The organism is Nitrosomonas ureae (genome assembly GCF_900108305.1).
GTDB classification, from domain to species: domain Bacteria; phylum Pseudomonadota; class Gammaproteobacteria; order Burkholderiales; family Nitrosomonadaceae; genus Nitrosomonas; species Nitrosomonas ureae_B.
The window spans coordinates 94,748-113,792 of the sequence record NZ_FNUX01000008.1 but is presented as its reverse complement, the minus strand read 5'-3'; the positions used below and the strand labels follow the sequence as shown (position 1 = coordinate 113,792).

General features: G+C 46.9%; 18 protein-coding genes. 11 read left to right on the top strand and 7 right to left on the bottom strand.

All coding sequences use genetic code 11. From position 1 onward, the window contains the following. Positions 1 to 13: 13 nt before the first annotated feature. Positions 14 to 1,003 (bottom strand): hypothetical protein, encoded by a 990-nt coding sequence (locus C4S39_RS06710; protein ID WP_103966263.1) that lies wholly within the window; start codon positions 1,001 to 1,003, stop codon positions 14 to 16. 142 nt (positions 1,004 to 1,145) lie between these two features. On the opposite strand from C4S39_RS06710, the gene C4S39_RS06705 reads away from it, so the two are divergent. From C4S39_RS06705 to C4S39_RS06695, 3 genes are all read left to right on the top strand, one after another. Beyond that, on the top strand, positions 1,146 to 1,694 hold the full coding sequence (locus C4S39_RS06705) for a FecR domain-containing protein (protein WP_103966262.1): 549 nt from the start codon (positions 1,146 to 1,148) through the stop codon (positions 1,692 to 1,694). A 21-nt stretch (positions 1,695 to 1,715) separates the two neighbouring features. Then, positions 1,716 to 2,591, top strand: a complete 876-nt coding sequence (locus C4S39_RS06700) for an alpha/beta hydrolase (RefSeq protein ID WP_103966261.1) — start codon at positions 1,716 to 1,718, stop codon at positions 2,589 to 2,591. Between the two features lie 103 nt (positions 2,592 to 2,694). After that, positions 2,695 to 3,138, top strand: coding sequence for a universal stress protein (locus C4S39_RS06695; RefSeq protein ID WP_103966260.1), 444 nt, complete (start codon positions 2,695 to 2,697; stop codon positions 3,136 to 3,138). 28 nt (positions 3,139 to 3,166) lie between these two features. Here the strand turns inward: C4S39_RS06695 and C4S39_RS06690 are convergent, their stop codons facing one another. Next, on the bottom strand, positions 3,167 to 3,973 hold the full coding sequence (locus tag C4S39_RS06690; RefSeq protein ID WP_103966259.1) for an outer membrane protein assembly factor BamD: 807 nt from the start codon (positions 3,971 to 3,973) through the stop codon (positions 3,167 to 3,169). Here C4S39_RS06690 and rluD point away from each other — a divergent pair. Next, on the top strand, positions 3,972 to 4,997 hold the full coding sequence (gene rluD / locus C4S39_RS06685) for a 23S rRNA pseudouridine(1911/1915/1917) synthase RluD (RefSeq protein ID WP_181023770.1): 1,026 nt from the start codon (positions 3,972 to 3,974) through the stop codon (positions 4,995 to 4,997). The two genes, C4S39_RS06690 and rluD, sit on opposite strands and share 2 nt — an antisense overlap. 66 nt (positions 4,998 to 5,063) lie before the next feature. Here the strand turns inward: rluD and C4S39_RS06680 are convergent, their stop codons facing one another. Continuing rightward, positions 5,064 to 6,446 carry a porin gene (locus C4S39_RS06680; protein ID WP_103966258.1) on the bottom strand — a complete coding sequence of 461 codons (1,383 nt, stop codon included), beginning with the start codon at positions 6,444 to 6,446 and terminating at the stop codon, positions 5,064 to 5,066. Positions 6,447 to 6,939: 493 nt separating this feature from the next. Between C4S39_RS06680 and C4S39_RS06675 the strand changes: the two genes are divergently transcribed. Continuing rightward, a complete protein-coding gene (locus C4S39_RS06675; RefSeq protein ID WP_103966257.1) occupies positions 6,940 to 7,659 on the top strand; it encodes a flagellar brake protein in 720 nt (239 codons plus the stop codon). A gap of 38 nt (positions 7,660 to 7,697) precedes the next feature. Here C4S39_RS06675 and C4S39_RS06670 read toward each other — a convergent pair whose 3' ends face one another. Both C4S39_RS06670 and C4S39_RS06665 read right to left on the bottom strand, forming a co-directional pair. Beyond that, positions 7,698 to 8,363 (bottom strand): CAAX prenyl protease-related protein, encoded by a 666-nt coding sequence (locus C4S39_RS06670; RefSeq protein WP_103966256.1) that lies wholly within the window; start codon positions 8,361 to 8,363, stop codon positions 7,698 to 7,700. A gap of 83 nt (positions 8,364 to 8,446) precedes the next feature. Continuing rightward, positions 8,447 to 9,601 carry a DNA polymerase Y family protein gene (locus C4S39_RS06665; protein ID WP_103966255.1) on the bottom strand — a complete coding sequence of 385 codons (1,155 nt, stop codon included), beginning with the start codon at positions 9,599 to 9,601 and terminating at the stop codon, positions 8,447 to 8,449. Between the two features lie 67 nt (positions 9,602 to 9,668). On the opposite strand from C4S39_RS06665, the gene C4S39_RS06660 reads away from it, so the two are divergent. Then, a complete protein-coding gene (locus C4S39_RS06660; RefSeq protein ID WP_103966254.1) occupies positions 9,669 to 10,094 on the top strand; it encodes a YchJ family protein in 426 nt (141 codons plus the stop codon). A gap of 49 nt (positions 10,095 to 10,143) precedes the next feature. On the opposite strand, the gene C4S39_RS06655 is transcribed toward C4S39_RS06660, so the two are convergent. After that, on the bottom strand, positions 10,144 to 11,415 hold the full coding sequence (locus C4S39_RS06655; protein ID WP_103966253.1) for an O-acetylhomoserine aminocarboxypropyltransferase/cysteine synthase family protein: 1,272 nt from the start codon (positions 11,413 to 11,415) through the stop codon (positions 10,144 to 10,146). 292 nt (positions 11,416 to 11,707) lie between these two features. On the opposite strand from C4S39_RS06655, the gene C4S39_RS06650 reads away from it, so the two are divergent. Together C4S39_RS06650 and oadA are read left to right on the top strand one after the other, a co-directional pair. Then, complete coding sequence (locus C4S39_RS06650) at positions 11,708 to 13,126, top strand: acetyl-CoA carboxylase biotin carboxylase subunit (RefSeq protein WP_103966284.1); 1,419 nt, start codon at positions 11,708 to 11,710, stop codon at positions 13,124 to 13,126. 29 nt (positions 13,127 to 13,155) lie between these two features. Beyond that, positions 13,156 to 14,982, top strand: a complete 1,827-nt coding sequence (gene oadA / locus C4S39_RS06645; RefSeq protein ID WP_103966252.1) for a sodium-extruding oxaloacetate decarboxylase subunit alpha — start codon at positions 13,156 to 13,158, stop codon at positions 14,980 to 14,982. Positions 14,983 to 15,229: 247 nt separating this feature from the next. On the opposite strand, the gene C4S39_RS06640 is transcribed toward oadA, so the two are convergent. Next, positions 15,230 to 15,670: an ester cyclase gene (locus C4S39_RS06640; RefSeq protein WP_103966251.1), complete on the bottom strand. Its 441-nt coding sequence runs from the start codon at positions 15,668 to 15,670 to the stop codon at positions 15,230 to 15,232. A 508-nt stretch (positions 15,671 to 16,178) separates the two neighbouring features. Here C4S39_RS06640 and ada point away from each other — a divergent pair. The 3 genes from ada to alkB are packed head-to-tail and all read left to right on the top strand — an operon-like array spanning position 16,179 to position 18,712. After that, positions 16,179 to 17,291: a bifunctional DNA-binding transcriptional regulator/O6-methylguanine-DNA methyltransferase Ada gene (gene ada, locus C4S39_RS06635; RefSeq protein ID WP_103966250.1), complete on the top strand. Its 1,113-nt coding sequence runs from the start codon at positions 16,179 to 16,181 to the stop codon at positions 17,289 to 17,291. Beyond that, positions 17,288 to 18,046: a 2OG-Fe(II) oxygenase gene (locus tag C4S39_RS06630; protein ID WP_103966249.1), complete on the top strand. Its 759-nt coding sequence runs from the start codon at positions 17,288 to 17,290 to the stop codon at positions 18,044 to 18,046. Before ada ends, C4S39_RS06630 begins: the two co-directional genes overlap by 4 nt. Positions 18,047 to 18,058: 12 nt before the next feature. Then, positions 18,059 to 18,712 (top strand): DNA oxidative demethylase AlkB, encoded by a 654-nt coding sequence (gene alkB, locus C4S39_RS06625; RefSeq protein ID WP_103966248.1) that lies wholly within the window; start codon positions 18,059 to 18,061, stop codon positions 18,710 to 18,712. The last annotated feature ends 333 nt before the right edge of the window (positions 18,713 to 19,045 follow it).

Sequence of the window (19,045 nt, the reverse complement as noted above, 5' to 3'; positions counted from 1 at the left end):
TTACATATCGTAATTATTGACTATTGGATTTTACGGGCCGTTTGCCCGTCATCCGTAAATCAACAACCTTATTCAATAACTGAAACCAGAATGGAGCACCTAAAGAAGCGGCTAACGTTGTGATCAGAATACCCATGATCTTGACGAACCAATCCATCACATCGAATCCTGCGAAAACCCATTTATCATCCGGCAGCTTCCAGCCGATCGGCAGATGCAATGCATTGATTTGCTCGATCAGCGCTCCGGCGCTCTTAGCGGATTGCGCCATATCTTCCGTTGCGGCTTTAATTGCCGCTTGCTCACTGGGGCTCACGACAGCATCACCCACTACTGCCGACTCTTGCCCGGTTGATTCTTGCGGCATCAAATGGGCAATATCCGATGATGAGGCAGCTACAACCAGCGCTTGCCTGAGTGGGATATCGGCCCACAGTGTCTGGGAAATCTTGATTGCATCAATATTGAGTACTGTACATATCATGAGTGCGGTCACAAAAATGATAATTTGCGTTTTCTGTTTATACCAGCCGCCAACCCTATCCATTGCATCGTTATACCAGCCTTCAAGATTTCTACGTGCTTTCTCCGCATTATCTCCTGCTTCATGCAGCAGAAGGATAATAGACTTCCCTGCTTCAGTCCGTGCAAATTGACTCTGTTTCTCGATCGCCTCGATCAAGGATTTATTGTCGGCCGGAATCTTGCCCATGTTGCCTGACATGATATCCATCAACGCCAGGGTAAAGTTTTTGGGCGGAATATAAGAGGGTTTATGCCTCGCTTTTGAAAGCCCGTTTATTAGCGGATGACTATAAAGATCGTTTACTAGTTTTTTTCCTGCGCCTGATTGCAGCAGGTTTGCCAACCCTGCTTCAAGATTCTTCGCCCGCATGCACAAAAATTGCGCGACCATTTCATTGATCGCAGAGCACAGCAAACTGATCAAGACGAAAAGAAACACCATGCCCATAGCAATATCCAGTATTGAAGAATTAAGCATTTTTTCTCCCTCATTTTAGTCTCTACATTTATCAGCTTAATTCACAAAACTGAAAGTAGATAGCTTTGTTTAAACCCCAGGCTAAAAAATTATTGCCAACAGTATATAATTCCTGCTTTTATTATTGACTTGTTAAGTAAAAATGCAAAAACCTGAACCACCTGTTATACAACCTTATACCTTTGTCTTCAGTTGGCGGCGTTTTTTACTTCATTGCTCCATCATGGGCATTTGTATCATGCTGGGCCTGATGACTTGGTATTTTGGCAAACCTGATAATATCCGATTTTTTGAAACAAGTTCGGAAGAACAGCTTACCGCTTCGATAGCGCCGGGTATCGATATGGCACTGGATACACATAGCTCTATAGCAGTGAAAGAAGGTCAACCGCTGCGAGTAGAGTTGCTCAAGGGAAGTGTTTATTTTGATATTCAGCAGAATGCCGTCAATCAGCTTGAAGTAAAAATTGGCAATACAATCATTAAAGATTTCGGAACCCGCTTCAGTATCCAATTGCACAAAGGTGGCGGCCGCCATATTGCAGTTGCTGATGGTTATATTAAAGTTCACGTAGCTTCCGGAGTTTATCAGATCAGTGCATTTGAACAGGCTGATTTTGATGATACCGGTATCAGCAAGCACCGGTTGATAGCTGAACGCGATATCGCACCTTGGCGCTCACAACAATAATGCGATCAAGAACCCAATATAATGCTACACAAACTATTTTTTCAGATTCTGGCCCTTATAATCGCAATCATACTTGGCATATTCACTATCGGTGCAGTTTTGACTGCATCGGCACCGACTGCTGTAGGAATATTAACTACAGATTTTCCAGTTGAATCAGTGCAGATTCCTGCTGTAGACGGGCCAACTGTGCATGGTTGGATGATTTATGGAGAGCCGGGAAATGGCGCGGTATTACTGCTTCATTCAATGCGCAGCAATCGAGTTGAAATGCTAAGCCGGGCACGGTTTCTGAAGGATCAAGGCTTTAGCGTTTTGCTCATTGATCTGCAAGCTCATGGAGAAACTGTCGGGGATCACATTACCTTTGGTTTGCATGAATCTAGAAATGTGGAAGCGGCGGTCACTTTTCTGCGAAAAACATTTCCAACCGAACGAATAGGTGCACTTGGCACTTCTTTGGGTGCTGCGGCAATAGTTCTGGCTCAACAAGAATTGAGATTGAATGCCGTTATTCTCGAATCGCTTCACCCCACTATTGAAGAAGCCGTCGAGAATCGTCTAAAGCTGCATTTTGGAGACTATGGATCGCTATTATTGCCGCTGATGCTATGGCAATTAGCTTTTCATCTGGATATTTCTATCGATGAGTTAAGTCCAATTTATCGGATTAATAATCTTCATTCACCCCTATTGTTTATTTCTGGAACCGATGATATGCATACCACTCAATCGGAAACTGAAAGACTCTTTGAAGCCGCGAGAATCCCTAAAGACCTATGGATCGTACCTGGCGCAAAACATTTTAATATGCATACCTATGCCGGAAGAGAATATGAACAACACGTTAACGCTTTTCTATCAAAATATCTAAGAAAGCATGATGCCGAGCAATAACCCTCGGCATATAAATAAAGATAAGTAAAAATGTAATACCGTGTCAGCTGCTGTAGAATTTACATTTCCTCTTGCTCATTGCCATAATCAAAGAATACTTCACATGAACAATTATCAAAATATCTTACTCGCTGTTGACTTCTCCGGATTTGAACATGCTGTTGCAGATAAGGCGAAGTCCCTTGCGGCACAATTCAATGCACAACTTCACATCATTCATGTACTGGATAATATTCCTATGCCAGACACACCCTATGGGTCAGTAATCCCTCTGAATGAAAGCTCATCCTATGAATTGCTGGAAGCGGAGAAAAGAAAATTGATTCAAATCAGCAATGAATTGAACATTGCGCCAGAGCGCTGTTGGATGATATGGGGAGAGCCGCAGGAGGAAATTACTCAACTTGCCGTGAAGCAAGGTGTTGATTTGATTGTCGTGGGTTCCCATGGACGGCACGGTCTTGCTGTATTATTGGGTTCCACGGCAAAGGGGGTTCTATATCATGCTAAATGCGATATATTGGCTGTTCATCTGGAAGATCATTAGTCAATGATTCAGACAGAAGCCAGGGTTGTCAGTTTTTCCAAAACTCCCACCATGCTTTAGCGCCCACCTCGGGTAATTCCGCGAGAAAAATGCTATCCGGGAAATTAATTCGCATCACACGTTCTGCGTCGTCCCGTAAATCATACATTTCCAGTGCTTCATAGGCTTTGATCATTATATACAAGGCCTCTTCCGTCGCCGGTGTAGGAGGATACTCCTTGACGGCATTTTGCGCCCGATTAGCAGCTGCAATATAAGCCTTACGTTTCATGTAATATCGTGCCGTATGAATTTCACCCATAGCAAGTAAATTAAGCAAATACGCCATACGCTGCCTGGAGTCTGCCGCATATTTACTCTCCGGGAAACGGGTAACCAATTCCTTGAAAATTTCAAATGACTCATACGAAGCTTTGGGATCGCGCTCGCTCATATCCTGTTTAAATGGTCCCTTCAGCAAAAAACCCAACATCCCCCAACCCTCGTTAAAATTTGCCAACCCTTTAATATAATATGCATAATCCACATTCGCGTGATTTGGGTGCAATTTAATAAATCGATCAGCAGCTGCAATTGCCGAAGCAGGCTCATCATTTTTATAGTGTGCGTAAGCAACTTCAAGCTGTGCTTGTTGAGCAATCCTCCCATAAGGATAGCGTGATTCTAAAGTTTCATAGAGATTAATCGCCGCAGGGTAACTACCATCATTCAATTTTTCTTTTGCTTCCGAATAAAACTTATTAGCGGACCAATCCTCTTGATCATCTGTACGATCCGGTAACAAGCCGCATGCTGACAACCCTAAAACCAGAAATAAAGCTAAACTATGTAACATGATAAATTCCGTAAAAAACAAAGATACAACGGGCGATTATAACGTAAAGCCTCAAGCGGCAGTAAGCGACGAATTAACAACGAATGTTGTAAATTTAACGATCCCGATTAATTATGCAGGTTCACGCCTTGATCAAACTTTAGCAAAGCTTGTGCCAAATTGGTCACGCAGTCGCCTGCAAACCTGGGTTGCTGAAAAAAGAGTTCTTGTGAATGGGCAAATAGCTACGGCTAAACAGCTGGTATGGGGAAACGAACATGTCGAAATTTCCCCTCTGAAGATCGCGGCCGAATCACCTTTTGTGGCTGAAGCTATCCATTTAAACATCATTGAAGAAGATGAAGCGCTCATTGTCATCAACAAACCTGCCGGCATGGTAACTCATCCAGGCAATGGCAACTGGCAAGGCACACTGCTTAATGCGCTACTGCATCATGCTCCGGAACTGAAAAATATACCACGCGCGGGTATTGTTCATCGCCTGGACAAAAATACTACCGGACTGTTGGTTATCGCAAAAACCATAGTTGCGCAAACAAGTCTCGTACGCCAGCTGCAGCAGCGCACAGTAAAACGGGATTATCTGGCACTGGTTCTAGGGGAAATCAAACAAGCGGGAGATATCGATGCGCCGATTGGCCGTCACCCGATTCATCGTACCAAAATGACCATCACATCCAAAGGCAAGCCTGCGCGTACAAATTATCAAGTCATCGAAAATTTTGATGGCTGCACATTACTGCGATGCAGTCTTGAAACCGGCCGTACGCACCAAATCCGGGTGCATTTAAGCACCATCGGACATGCCCTGGTAGGTGATCCTGTCTATGGCGGCAAACCCGGGAAAACAGCACAAACAATCGCTCACATATTGACAGACTTTCCGCGACAAGCACTGCATGCCCAAAAACTTGCATTGATCCATCCGAAAACTGAACAACTCAATCAGTGGGAAGCCGCCACTCCGGAAGACATCAATGAATTGCTGCTGATGTTACGGCAGAACAAAAAATTATCAGTGTGAAATAAAAAAATGCGCCCAAGAGCGCATTTTTCATAATTGATACATCATAACTATTTGTATATCGCATTAGAAAGGCAGTACCGCATCCAGCGAGAAAAGAATCTGGTCTTTATTGCCGCCGAAAGGCCGATACGCAGATGCTTGGAGCGATTCATGCAGCGCATCTACACGGTCATAGCGGATATTTGGGCGGATATTCAAATTTTTCATCCCCTGCCAACCCATTTTAAATGTTCTGAGAGCCTTCCAGTTAGCACCGATAGTCACCGCATAATAATCTGCAGGTGTGCTAGTACCCAGTAAGCCAACGTTACTTGCATAGCTAGTTCCAAGATGATTGGTTGTCGCTGTCACCCTGCCTGGTGCAAAAACGCGAAAGCCATCGCGATCACGAAACCATTCAGCCCGCACACCCACAGAGATATTGGGAGTTACATCATAATAAAAATGCGAATTGACCCCATACCATTCTGCATCTTTGATGACGCCATTATAGACATTATTGAATAGCATTACGTTATCAGCAAAACCGTGATCATGCTGCAATATTAAATGGGTTCTGTCTGTAAATTTGTGCTGCAGGACAATACTGTACATACCCCAGAAGCTACTATTACGGGTAGATGTCGTACTACCGGTACCGCTGACATTCAGAGAGGTATTGCTATCATCGCTGGTCCAGGTAACACCTCCGATTCCGCCCCAGTTTTCCATTTGCTTATCAAAATTCCCGTCCCAGCCGCCGGTTCCGCTACCACCGATTGTACCCGCCATAGCAGTGAAGTTCTTAGTAACTGTGTAATTACCCAGCACACCGGTATGTGTGAAAGGCTCGCCATACTGCATGGTATAGGCATGTGAATAGAAGAAGTTGTTAGGTGCTGGAACCGATTCAAAACCAATCGGTGTATAAAAATGACCTACCTTAACATTCAATCCATTACCAACTGGCGCATAAATCTCAGCATATGCCTGCGGGATTGCAATGCCATAGGTACGACTTGAATTACAACATATATCCAGATCCCAATTACCCCGATCCGCCAGTGGCCTGCCGTTGTTTACATCAAATGCCGGATTACCATAGGCCTGAGTAAAAACCGCATCAGTGCCGAATAAAAAATCAGCCCGAAAACCTATATCCCAACCGGCGCCTTCTGTTTTTACTGCGCGCTCCACAAAGAAGTTCAACTGATTCAATTGAAATCTATTCGCCTGATCAGTAAAAGTGACCGGACCATTGAAGCCATGAGTTGAACTGGGATTAAATGTTGCGCCGCCCTGAATCCAGCCACCGGCCGTGATGCCAGTACTTTTCAGTGCTTCCATGAAGCTACTACTGTTTGTCATGCTGTTGGCATAGACACCGGATGCACTCATGCCGATAAGTAACAGTCCTCCTGTAACGGCATGAAACATCCGGTTTTTATTGATCGTTTTATGTTCCATCAACTCCCCCTTAAAAATGTTTATATAAAAGATACAAACACACACACAAAAACCCTGATCTTCACATGGATAGCACTCTAACACTGAATAATGTCAAGGGTCAACGCGAACTCCATTGATATCTCCTGTATTGGGAAAAATACAACAAGTTTCAGCTGAATCAATTAAAGAAATGAAAAGATAAAAATCAGAAGTATTGTTTTACCCACTTACCGCTGATGTAATACTTTTGATATCGTTAAAGTTCTTAATTATCTCTACCGTTAAAAAATCCGGATAGCACCTGTAAAAATCAGCTTACTGTACCAAGAATTGATAATTTAATGATCAAATATATTAAAAACCACTTATCGGATTCAATTATTGCAATCGTTTGCTAATCCTCCCTACAGGGTTTACTCAATTACGCACATCAACAAACATCACAACACAGATACATTTTCCAAACAATGCCATAACAAGCAATAAAATCTAATAATCAATAGCCTATAAAATGCATAAACTAAATGTAAAAACTGAACCAGCCGAATCAATCCATAATTCTTCAGAAAAGATCCATTTTGAAGACATGCACCTCAGGGTGGGTCAAAAAATGTATTTGGCTCTATCAAATGCTAGTTTTGGTAAACCAAGCAATCCATACGCAACATCCATGATCGGTTATATACAAAATAATACGTTAATGGTAACCATGCCTTTATCAGGTCAATTAATCGGGGGGCCCTTCGTTGAAGGAGATCAAGTGCATGTACGTTTAGCTAATGGGAAAAATGCTTATAAATTTTCAGTATTTATCGATAAAGTCATAAAAACACCATTTAAATATTTACACTTATCCTTCCCTAAAAACATACAAGGGCAAAGTATACGTAAATCACGAAGAATTAAGTGCGATTACCAAGCCACCATCGCTGAAGATTCTATTTCAGCCAATATCGTGGACCTCAGTATTTATGGCGCCGGAATCAATTCAACCCTTCCTTTGGGAACATTGAATTCGGTCGTAACCTTATCTTTTACTATCTTAGTACATGACAAAGAAATCCCCCTTTTGATTAAAGCTATCATCAAATCTACTAAACAAAACTACAAGAATGATCAGAAATTAATTTCGTCAGGAGTTGAGTTTATCGAAATAAATCCAGATCAAGAATTTACGTTAAACCACTTGATTTATCAGGAAATAGTTGAGCATCCTGAGAAAGCAATTTAAACAATGACTGTAAAAAATAATCGCACCATCAAACTCATTTACCAAAAACCCCAATTACCTGTATAGATAATCCAAATACCTAATATCCCATTGGTCGTAGCGTGCGCAAGAATGGGAGACCACAATGTCCCGCTGCGCATATACAACAAATTATAGACAATACCGGCAAACAGTCCGGCCAACCATAAGCTGTGTGCAACTGCGAAAAGCGCTGCCGTAATGCAGAAAGCCTTTAATCCAACTTGCGCGGGATTAACGGCAAGAAAATCGGGGTGATCAAGCCAGCGCATCAAAAATGACCGCCAGAATAACTCTTCCATTACGGGAACCACCAGAACCGCGCCAATCAGCCTCACAGCTACCAGAAACCAATCCATCTCATTATTATCGCGTGGGTCAAAGCCAACAGCCTCTCCCATTACCATCCAGTCTGCAGTCAAATTGATCCAGGCAACAAACACCAGGATACCTGCGGCTATTGCAATTACCCAGATGCGAAAACTGCTATTGACCGGCCAACGCAATTCGCTATAAGCGCTTCGCATCACCCAAAGCAAACCGGCCACTACAGCTATCTTGACCGCATAGAGCATACGTAAATCATCTGCTTCCCAACCAAATTTCAATAGCACATCCTCTAGCACCATGAAAAAAACATAAGTACCGAATGGTGCTATGCGGCAAAAACTGGCACGATCAAACATAACAACATCCTTTTAAATTTTCTTTTGGTTGCAATGTAAAGCGGTTCTAATTGGATCATTCGCAGGCCGTCATTTTCAACGCGTCATGGCATCAGCGGCAACTCTCTTTGCCGAAGCGCAGCTCCAGTAGCGGCGTTAATGGAGCAAAGTGTGGTAACTTTTATACCGAGCAATCTAATTCTTTTCTTCAATAAAATCCGCCGCAAACAATCTCCGGCAGCACGACGTATCAGAATCGAATCCCCGGTATATGCACTCAATGAACAATCGCGCGTAAGCGTATGAAAATCTTCGAAGCGTAACTTGATACTGATAGTACGGCCAACGTAACCTCTGCGCTTCAAGTCATCGGCAACTTGAATGCACAATGCATTGAATGCTTCAGATAAATCGGAACGATCCTGACGCGGATGCAAATCCCGTTCAAATGTAATTTCCCGGCTGATGGACTTAGGCTTCGCATCAGTAATTACCGGGCGTGAATCGATGCCGCGCGATGCTTCATAAAGCCAAACGGAGTAACTGCGGCCAAAGTGAGCACGGAGGAAACTTAGTTCGGCCTGTGCCAGTTCAGCAATCGTAGTAATACCCAGTAACGCCAGTTTATTGGCGGCTTTAGGGCCGATGCCATTAATTTTATGTACCGGTAACGGCCAAATCCGCTCCGGAATGTCTGACATCCCGATAATGGTCAAACCATCCGGTTTCTCCAAATCCGAGCAAATCTTAGATAACAGCTTATTCGGCGCGACCCCAATCGAACAGGAAAGTCCGGTGGCATCCTGTACCGCCTGTTTGATACGTTTCGCCAATGGCAATATTTCATCAGGCAAGTCACTCAGATCCATGTATATCTCATCAATACCGGAATCCTCAATTTGTGGTGCTATACCCGCAACAGCGGCTTTGAACAAGCGCGAATAATGCCGGTAAGTAACAAAATCCACCGGCAACAGAATTGCATCCGGCGCCAGTTGCACAGCTTTCATGACACCCATGGCGGAATGGATTCCCAAAGCACGTGCCTCGTAGGTAGCGGTCGTAACAACACCACGACCTATATAATCACGCAAGGGGTAAAAATGCCTTCTGCCATCCTCTCCTATCACCGGCTGGTGCTCGTTGCGCCCACCGATCACAACCGGCAAGCCACGCAACTCAGGATAGCGCAATAGTTCAACCGAAGCATAAAAAGCATCCATATCCAAATGCGCTATCCGACGTAATGAGGTGTTCATTATAGGGATCCAGGCAATATTCCTGCAGACTATGATAAATTACACTGACAGATAAACCACATTGTATATGAATACGAAAGCCATCCATTTAGAAACATTGACTTGCTCTTGTCCGTGCGGCAGCAGCAAACAATATGCTGATTGCTGCAATCGTTATCTTAATCTGGGCGAACTGGCCGCCACCGCAGAAATCCTCATGCGTTCACGTTACACGGCGTACACACTGAATTATGAGGACTATCTACTGGCAACCTGGCACCGCAATACACGCCCGGCCTCCTTAGGAATAATCGATCAATTGCCAAAACAATGGCTGGGATTGGTCATCAAACACCATGAACAATCCACGGTGAATCACGCCATCGTTGAATTTATCGCACGCTACAAAATAAACGGACGAGCTCATCGATTACATGAAATCAGCCGGTTTGTTCGCGAAGCTGAAATATGGTTTTACGTCGATGGAGATATTCTGAAACCAGGAGAAACATGATACGTATGCATTAAAATTTCAAATCATGCCATACAGCTCTAGGAGAAAATCAAACGGCCGCCAATGCTTGTTCCAGATCATCTCTCAGATCATCAACATGTTCCAGGCCGATAGACAAGCGCACCATATCTTCAGACACTCCGGCCTTTTTCATCTCATCCGGATTTAGCTGACGATGCGTTGTACTGGCGGGATGACAGGCAAGCGACTTGGCATCCCCAATATTTACCAGGCGGGTAATCAGCTTGAGCGCATCCTGGAAGCGCGCGCCGCCAGTGATACCTCCCTGAACACCAAAGGTCAGGATGCCGGACGCACGTCCACCCATATATTGCTGCATCAGCGCATGCTCGGGGTGATCCGGCAAACCGGCATACTTGACCCAGCCCACTTTCGGATGTGTTCTGAGATATTGCGCAACAGCCAGGGCACTCTCGCAAATGCGATCCATACGTACTGCCAACGTCTCGATACCTTGTAGAATCAGAAAACTGTTAAACGGCGAAATTGCCGCTCCCATGTTACGCAGTGGTACAACTCGTGCCCGGCCGATGTAGGCCGCCGCACCGAGTGCTTCGGTATATACTACCCCATGATACGAAACATCGGGGGTATTAAGGCGCCTGAATTTTTCCTTGTGCTCCGTCCAGGGAAATTTGCCCGAATCTATCAACACTCCGCCAATGCTATTACCGTGACCTCCCAAGTACTTCGTCAAAGAATGCACGATAATATCAGCACCATGTTCAAACGGGCGGCATAAGTATGGCGTTGGTACCGTATTATCCACAATCAGCGGTACACCACCCGTATGCGCTACCTCGGCCAAAGCAGTAATATCCACGACATTGCCAAGCGGATTGCCGATAGATTCGCAGTAGACCGCTTTGGTACGATCGTCGATCAACGCTTGGAAACCGGATGGATCACGATAATCGGCAAAGCGGACGTCAATGCCATACTGTGGCAATGTGTGTGCGAACAGATTATAGGTACCGCCATAGAGCGTACCTACCGACACGATATTGTCACCAGCTCCGGCAATATTCATAATCGCGTAAGTGAGCGCCGCTTGACCGGAGGCTAATCCAAGGCTACCGATTCCACCTTCAAGCTCGGTCATGCGCTGCTCAAGGACGGCAGTGGTCGGATTCATAATACGCGTATAAATGTTGCCGCTAACCTTCAGGTCGAAAAGATCGGCGCCGTGCTGGGTATCGTCAAAGGCATAGGATGTCGTTTGATAGATCGGCACCGCCACTGCTTTCGTAGCCGGATCAGGACTATAGCCGCCATGAATAGCGATGGTTTCGAACTTCATCAATAACCTTTATAGAAAAAAGTAAAATTCATTTGAAAAATAAGCATCGCTCATAATTGAAAAGAAACGTACTGGAAATTGAAATAAGTGTCAAACTCATTCGAAAACAATAATTTCTTAATCCATTGTTATCAAATAACTATTACCACAACAAATCAATCAAATTCCGGTATTGAGCCATCATCTTGCATTGAAAAATGATCGTCTTGACTCAATGCCGGATAAATTCCAGAATTGATCGGGTAGAATACGCGCATTACAGTTTTTCAAAGCGCTCCAAATTACAAATATGATGTTACGTAAAATTTTTATTGCCAATCGCGGCGAGATTGCTGTTCGCATCATTCGCGCTTGTGCTGAGATGGGTATTCGCTCGGTAGCTATTTATTCGGAAGCGGATCGTTTCGCGTTACATATCAAAAAAGCGGATGAATCTTATTACATCGGCAGCGATCCGGTATCCTGCTATCTGAACATCCATGCCTTGGTTGATTTAGCTCTGGCGACCGGTTGTGATGCAGTACATCCGGGTTACGGGTTTCTTTCTGAAAATGCAAAATTTGCGCGCGCATGTAAGCAACGCGGCCTGATTTTCATTGGACCAAATGCCGACGTCATTCATCGTATGGGCGATAAAACCGAAGCCCGGAAGGCAATGAAAGCTGCCGGCCTCCCGGTTACGCCCGGTTCAGAAGGTAATTTGCAGTCCATAGAAGAAGCACAGGAAGTCGCAGCGCAGATTGGTTATCCCGTCATGTTGAAAGCCACTTCGGGTGGCGGCGGGCGCGGCATCCGGCGCTGTGATAACGCTGACGAGCTGAAGCACAATTACGCCCGGGTCATTTCCGAAGCCACCAAGGCATTCGGCAGTGCCAATGTTTTTCTGGAAAAATGCATCGTCAATCCGGTACACATTGAAGTACAAATTCTAGCAGATCATCATGGCAATGTGATTCACCTCTACGAGCGTGATTGCTCGATCCAGCGCCGTAATCAGAAGCTCATCGAAATTGCACCATCCCCGCAACTGGACGAAGCACAGCGCCAGTATATTGGCGGTCTCGCAGTAATTGCCGCAAAATCGGTCGGTTATATTAATGCCGGCACAGTCGAGTTTCTGTTGGATGACAACGGCCGGTTTTATTTCATGGAAATGAATACGCGAGTACAGGTCGAGCATACCATTACTGAAGCAATCACCGGTGTCGATATTGTCGAGGAACAAATTCGCGTGGCGGCCGGTTTGCCGTTGCGCTTCAAGCAAGATGAGATCGTGCGGCGAGGTTATGCAATGCAATTCCGGATCAACGCCGAAGATCCAAAAAATAATTTCTTACCCAGTTTTGGCCGCATTTCCCGCTATTATGCACCCGGTGGCCCAGGCGTTCGGACTGATACCGCGATTTACACCGGCTATGAAATTCCTCCTTTTTATGATTCCATGGTCGCAAAAGTCATTGTCAACGCGCTGACCTGGGAAGATGTGATTAAACGCGGGCAGCGTACATTGCGCGATATGGGATTATTTGGCATCAAAACCACTATTCCCTATTATTTAAAGATTCTGAAGCACCCTCAGTTTCGTGCGGCCCGATTCAATACCGGCTTTGTTGAGCAGAATCCTGCTCTGATCAATTATTCCGACAAGCCACGACCCGAAGTCCTTGCTAGCGTCATAGCCGCCGCAATGGCTTCGCATACCGGTCTGTGAGCAGACTTACTGGTTAATCAAGGAAAATCATGCAAAAAGTTCATATTACCGATGTCATCCTGCGCGATGCGCATCAATCCCTGATCGCCACCCGGATGCGCACCGAAGACATGCTGCCAGCATGTTCGATGCTCGACAGCATAGGCTACTGGTCTTTGGAATGCTGGGGAGGCGCGACGTTCGATGCCTGCTTGCGGTTTCTTAAGGAAGATCCCTGGGAGCGCCTTAGCAAACTAAAGGCTGCCCTGCCCAATACGCCGCTGCAAATGTTGTTGCGTGGACAGAATCTGCTGGGCTACCGTCATTATTCTGATGATGTGGTGCGTGCCTTTGTAAACAAAGCCGCTGAAAACGGCATGGATGTTTTTCGTATTTTTGACGCATTGAACGACATGCGCAATCTAAAAACCGCCATCCAAGCCGTCAAGGAATGCGGCAAGCATGCGCAAGGCACCATTTGCTATACCACTAGTCCGGTTCACAATGTCCACAGCTTCGTATCGCTGGCCAAAGATTTAGCCGATTTTGGATGCGATTCGATTGCCATCAAAGACATGGCTGGTCTGCTGACACCATATACCACCCATGAACTGGTAACCGCACTGAAAGAAGCGGTCGATCTGCCCATCCATTTACATTGCCATGCCACCGCCGGACTCGCCGAAATGTGTCAATTGAAGGCTATCGAAGCCGGTTGCCGGCATATCGATACCGCATTATCGTCATGGTCGGGCGGTACCAGCCATCCGCCCACTGAAAGTCTGGCAATGGCGCTGCAAGGTACGGAATATGATACCGGCATGAATCTGCAAAAATTACAGGAAGTCAACGATTATTTTGTGCAGATCCGCAAGAAATACCACCGTTTTGAAAGCGAATTCACTGGCGTCGACACCCGGGTTCACGTATTTCAGGTTCCCGGCGGCATGATTTCAAATTTGGCCAATCAATTGCAAGAACAAAATGCTTTAGATCGGATTAATCAAGTCTATGAAGAAATTCCGCGAGTGCGCAAGGATTTGGGCTATCCTCCACTGGTCACACCCACATCGCAGATCGTCGGTACGCAAGCAGCGCTCAATGTTCTGACCGGCAAACGCTATTCCACCATCACCAATGAAGTGAAGCGCTACTTGCAAGGCGGCTACGGCAAAGCACCCGCGCCGATGAATGCCAGTTTGCAAAAACGCGCGATCGGCAAAGAAGACATTATCGATTGCCGCCCCGCGGATCTATTGAAACCGGAATTTGAACAGCTACGCCGGGAAATTGGCCATCTGGCAAATAACGATGAAGATGTGTTGAGTTATGCCATGTTCCCGGAAGTCGGCAAGCAATTCCTGGAACTCCGGTCAACCGGTCACCTGATACCTGAACCTTTGGAAACAACCGTAACAACGGGTAGTGGTGTACAAAAAGCACCGACTGAATTCAATGTCGCACTGCACGGCGAGTCGTATCACATCAGAGTCACCGGAACCAGCCCAAAAAATGAAACCTTGCGGCACTTTTATTTTATGGTGGACGGCGTTCCGGAAGAAGTTGTCGTCGAAACGCTCGATGAAATCGTGCTGGACGGCGGCACGCAAGGTGCCGTCAAAAGCAGCATCGCCAGTAAACGTCCGCGCCCCGCCAGTGAAGGCGATGTCGTCGTCAGCATGCCATGCAATGTGCTGGACGTGCTGGTCAAGGTTAACCAGAAAGTCGCCGCCGGACAACCCGTTTTAGTCACGGAAGCAATGAAAATGGAAACTGAAATTACTGCACCGATCGCTGGAACCGTCAAAGCCGTACATGTGGTGAAAGGCGAATCGGTGAATCCGAACGAAGTGCTGATTGAGATCGAGGCTGCGTAATTATCAAAGAAGAAGGCGCGGAGATTTAGCACGCAGATCGAACCTGGGCATAAGGAATACGCGTTATTAGCAGTTAATCCTTATAAAGACCTCTGCACAACCCTGAAAATTTTGATCAAGTAGTTACCAATGATTTGAATCTGTAAATAGCACCGCTTCCTCCCTGTTGCTTCCGGGAAAAAGCGGCAGGGGGAGGAGCATAATTCTCCTCCCTACACCCGATGGCATCCAGGCGTGCCTTTCAGCTTTATTTCGTGGGTACCAGACCGAGTTGTTGTAGCGCGGTCAACGCCTGTTCTTGGCCGATCTCTTCTGCAACCTTGCCATTCCGGATACGAAAAACGCTTGTTCCCGAAAAATGAATTTTCTTGCCGGTTGCAGCTCGAAGGGAACCGACGGGCAGATCGCTGAAAGCCGAACCTGTATGGGTGCCGCCACCTTCCCAGCGCCCAACTACGTAATCGCCTTCTGCAATTATGTCGCCGACCACCTTGAAACTAAGATCGGGAAAAGCTTCGCGAAACTCGATCAGCATTTTTTTAACCGGCTCGCGGCCGTGCAGCTCTCCATGCATAGGGTAGCTAAACACGAGATCTTCCGCACCAAGTTCATCGACAATCGCCACATTTCCCTTCTGCCAGTATTCGGTGAACCAGCGGCCAGCGATTTCTTTATTTGCTTGTGACATGATATTAATCTCCTTTCGTTTTGTTGCTGTAAGAAAGTGGAGTAGGTCATCGACAGCAACACTACTAATGACTTGGGATGAATGTTAACCGCATGTTTTCACTTTGGCACTCCGCTTCTTGCTTTCAAATCGATTCTTCTTTGCTGCTTCCTGCGTCAAAATAAACCCCGACACCGATGCGGAGCGACAGAGATGGATGGTTTTCGTTGAACTGTCATTCCGGCCTGGTTAAACTCAACAACGAGTTGCGGGCGCACTGGAGCAAGGCGCTATAGGAATTAAAGGGGAACAGATCAGGCAGATAAGTTATGGTGTGGAACCGAATCGTGGGAACCTGCGATAAAGCATTGACACAAACGATCAGCGGTAGAACGATTGCCGGTCAAGTCTGCCAACAGCTAACTGATCATTGAATTCGAAAGCAAGACTCGGAGTGCGCGCGATTGCTGACGTTGATAAATTGCTAGCCGGTATCAAATCAATCTGCAACTTCTTAAAGGAGCACATCATGAATGCGTTAGCGAAAAAAGAAAGACTCGCTGCCGAAACAGTTAACGACCCGCGCTGGGCCGCCATTGTCGCGCGTGATCCTGAAGCGGATGGCAAGTTTTATTACACGGTCAAGACCACGGGTGTGTACTGCCGTCCCTCCTGTGCGGCCCGTCTGGCTCGGCCGGAAAATGTCGGTTTTTATCCCACGCGCGAAGAAGCCGAAAAAGCGGGTTTCCGGCCGTGCAAACGCTGCCGCCCTGATCGATCATCACTTGTTGAGCAATATGCGGCGAGGATTACCCAAGCCTGCCGCATTATTGAAGAATTGGGAAGCGCTCCAAGTCTGGATGCACTAGCAAAGCAGGTGGGCATGAGCGCCTATCACTTCCACCGCATATTCAAGCAAATTACTGGATTGACGCCCCGGCAGTATGCAGCGGCGCTGCGTGAGAAAAGAATACGTGATGAACTCGGCCGTGGCCGTGGCCGTGGCAGTGCCGTGACGGACGCCATTTTTGATGCGGGTTACAATTCCAACAGCCGTTTCTATGAGAAATCAAACAAGATTCTGGGTATGACGCCGAGCAGTTACCGTGCTGGTGGTACCAAAGCGGAAATACGCTTTGCCATCGGTGAATGTTCGTTGGGATCGATCCTGGTGGCACAAAGCGACCGCGGTATTTGTGCCATTCTTCTTGGTGACGATCCCGATAAGCTGGTACGCGACCTGCAGGATAGCTTCCCTCGCGCCAACCTGATCGGGGGAGATGCTAATTTCGAGCAGCTCGTCGCCAGGGTAGTCGGTTTTATCGAAGCACCCGGTATTGGTCTTGAGTTGCCGCTGGATGTCCGCGGTACCGCATTTCAGCAGCGCGTGTGGCAGGCACTGCGCGAAATCCCCGTAGGCCAGACCACTAGTTATACAGAAATTGCCAGACGTATCGGTTCACCGGCCGCGGTGCGGGCCGTGGCGCAGGCCTGCGCCACGAACAAGCTGGCAATCGCCATTCCCTGTCATAGAGTGGTACGCAACGATGGTGCCCTGGCTGGCTATCGCTGGGGTGTGGAACGCAAGCGTATGCTTCTTGAGAAAGAGACGGTGATACCGGCTAGGGAGCTACAGGCATGAATACGATGAACGAGCTGAGCAGGAAAGTACAAGAAATTACACCGGCCAAGGATATTGCCGACCTTATAAAGACCATCGATTGGAAACGGATGTCGGATAATCTGGATACACAGGGTTTCGCGGTAATCGAAAATCTCGTTGCTCCTGAGGAATGCGAAGCATTGGCCGGTCTTTATCCGCGCGATGAGATTTTTCGCAGCCGCGTCGTGATGGAGCGTCATGGCTTCGGCCGGGGAGAATACAAGTATTTCAGCTATCCGCTTCCCGGTATCATTTCGGAACTGCGAACGTCTATATATCCGTGGCTGGCGCCCATCGCAAACCGCTGGAATGAAGCGATGCGCGTCGATATTCAGTATCCAGTCAAGCACGCGGAATTCATTAAACGGTGTCACGAGGCGGGCCAGCGCCGTCCAACTCCATTGCTATTGCAATATGGATCTGGTGACTATAACTGCCTGCATCAGGATTTGTACGGGGAGCATGTGTTTCCGATTCAGCTCACTGTACTGCTATCGGAGCCGGGGCGGGATTTCATGGGTGGCGAATTTGTATTGACCGAGCAGCGGCCGCGCATGCAGTCGCGCCCCGAGGTTGTTCCTCTCAGGCAGGGGGATGCGGTGGTGTTTGCAGTGCATTACAGGCCGGTGCAAGGCACGCGGGGAATATATCGGGTTAATATGCGGCACGGCGTCAGCCGCCTGCACTCTGGCCATCGCCATACCGTCGGAATAATATTTCACGATGCAATCTGAGAGCGGATAAAAATGACATTGAGCCTGTTTCAGGATATGGAGCAATGCCAGTCAGAGCGGGAAGAGCTGTGTCCCGGCGCAATAGTGTTGCATGGCTTTGCGGTTCCGTATGAAGTTGCTATTTTGGAAGCGTTGCGCGATATTACAACCAGAGCCCCATTTCGTCATATGGTCACTCCCGGCGGCTTCCGGATGTCCGTGGCGCTGACGAATTGCGGTTCCTATGGCTGGATCACGGATCGCACAGGCTACCGTTATGATGCGATAGACCCGGAAAGCGGCAAGTCTTGGCCTCACATGTCGGCCGTTTTCGTAAAACTGGCGCAAGACGCAGCGGCAAGCACCGGTTTCAACGACTTCAAGCCGGATGCCTGCCTCGTCAATTGCTACAATCCTGGGGCAAGGCTCTCCTTGCATCAGGACAAGAATGAGCGCGACTTTGACGCTCCTATCGTCTCGGTTTCGCTGGGAATTCCGGCTATTTTTCTGTGGGGCGGCTTACGCCGGAAGGACAAGCCGATGCGAGTGCAACTGACACATGGTGACATCATGGTATGGGGAGGGCCGGCGAGACTGCACTACCACGGTGTGCTGCCAATCAAGGAAGCCTGTCATCCCTTAACAGGCACACATCGAATCAACCTGACCTTCAGAAAAGCGGCTTAGCCTGAATCAATTCTGCATGGGTAAAATCCGCCTATGAATTTCCCCCTTCGTTGCAAAAACCGCCACTTTTACAGGCTATGAAATTGACTCAGTATCACGACTGCTGTGTAGCACGCGTATTGTGCAGAGGTCTCTTATCTTGTCATTGTAGTGTTGACGTTACTACGCCTTGTCTCCATTCGTTTTCCACCTTTTCTGCTGATTGATTGGATTACAATCGAATGCATCAATCAGCTGTCAATGAGAAATATTTATTACATTCATCTGATTGTCATAAATATGTCATGCTTTATTAATATTATTACAACATCTGTTAGCTGATAGCGAATATCA